Source organism: Mesorhizobium sp. M8A.F.Ca.ET.021.01.1.1, from assembly GCF_003998025.1.
In the GTDB taxonomy this organism is placed as follows: Bacteria; Pseudomonadota; Alphaproteobacteria; order Rhizobiales; family Rhizobiaceae; genus Mesorhizobium.
Window position 1 is genome coordinate 1 of sequence record NZ_RZSJ01000910.1, and the last position, 1433, is coordinate 1433.

The following is a 1433-nucleotide window of genomic DNA, read 5'->3' on the forward strand; positions in this document are numbered from 1 at the left end:
GGGCGACGCCAAGCTGTTGCTCCAGCTGCATGATCTGCCGGCTGAGCGGCGATTGCGAGATATGCAGCAATTCGGCGGCTCGACCGACATTGCCGGTTTCGGCGACGGTGACGAAATATCTGATCTGGCGCAGGTCGAACATTTTTGCTCCTCGAAACCCAAGTCCTCTCAGGTCTCAACTTTAGCCTAATCAGTCTTGGACAGTCTGACCATGCGGCGCGATATCTCCTGCCATCAACCACTGACAACAGGAGATCGAAATGCAATTCCTTGCCCTTCTCACCCGCAACACGGAAAAGTTCACCGACGCGGATTTCGCACCCGTTCTGCCTGACGAGGCCGAACAGCGCCGCACCCTCTATGCGGAAGGCTCCGTGCGCCAGATCTGGAATCGCGGCGACATTCCCGGCAGCGGCATGATGTTCGAAGCCGGCAGCGACGCCGATGTGCGCGGCCATCTCGCCACTCTGCCGCTGGTCAAGGCCGGCATGATGGATATTGCCGCGATCGTGCCGCTCAACCCCTATCCGGGGTTCGGGCCGAAGCGCTGAGGCTGACGGCCGCGACAACCGAGGCCGCCAGCCGGGCGCCAAGGCGACAAAGCGCCTTGCATGTCATCAAGTCACGCGGCACGCTGGTGCTGCCGCTTGCCGAGGCCAGACGGGCCTTCGCGCTGGCGGGCGACAGATCGCGACCGATAAAGGTGCAAATTGCATTCGACTGACTATCTCGGCCGCCTGTTCGGCCTCGAAGGCAAGCATGCCTTCATAACCGGCGCCAGCCGCGGCCTGGGCCTGGCCTTCGCGGAAGCGCTTGCGAGCGCCGGCGCTCGCGTCACGATCGGCGGCCGCAAGGCCGACGATCTGAAAGTGGCCGCAGACAGGCTGCGCGCCGCGGGCCATTCGATCGCGGAAGCGGTCATCGACGTGACCGACACACAGTCGGTCGACAAGGCGGTCGCGGCAGCGGAAACGGGCACCGGACCGATCGACATCCTGGTCAACAATGCGGGCATCCAGCGCCGGGCGCCGCTGGAAAGCTTTAGCGACGCCGACTGGGACGCGCTGATGGCCACCAACCTGGACGGCGTGTTCAAGGTGAGCCGGGCCGTCGTAAAGGGCATGATCGCTCGCCAAAGGGGAGCGATCATCAACGTCTCCTCGGTGCAGAGCGTGCTCGCGCGCCCTTCGATCGCGCCTTACGCGGCGAGCAAGGGCGCCATCACCATGCTGACCAGGTCGATGGCCGGCGAATGGGGCCAGCACGGCGTGCGCGTCAACGCAATCGCGCCGGGCTATTTCAGGACCGAGCTCAACGCCGCGCTGGTCGCCGACGAGAAATTCTCCGCCTGGCTGACGGGCCGCACGCCGATGCGGCGCTGGGGCGAGGTGCAGGAGCTTGCTGGAGCCGCCGTGTTCCTGGCTTCCGACGCC

At 64.9% G+C, this 1433-nt stretch carries 3 protein-coding genes; 2 read left to right on the forward strand and 1 reads right to left on the reverse strand.

Going from position 1 to position 1433, the window contains the following annotated elements; translation table 11 throughout:
* A partial coding sequence (locus EOA36_RS35345; RefSeq protein WP_145969510.1) for a LysR family transcriptional regulator occupies nucleotides 1-142 on the reverse strand: 142 nt, incomplete at its 3' end.
* A 118-nt stretch (nucleotides 143-260) separates the two neighbouring features.
* Between EOA36_RS35345 and EOA36_RS35350 the strand changes: the two genes are divergently transcribed.
* Together EOA36_RS35350 and EOA36_RS35355 are read left to right on the forward strand one after the other, a co-directional pair.
* Nucleotides 261-551: a muconolactone Delta-isomerase family protein gene (locus tag EOA36_RS35350; protein ID WP_127281229.1), complete on the forward strand. Its 291-nt coding sequence runs from the start codon at nucleotides 261-263 to the stop codon at nucleotides 549-551.
* Between the two features lie 159 nt (nucleotides 552-710).
* Nucleotides 711-1433: SDR family NAD(P)-dependent oxidoreductase (locus tag EOA36_RS35355; RefSeq protein WP_127281230.1), on the forward strand; the 723-nt coding region annotated here is incomplete at its 3' end.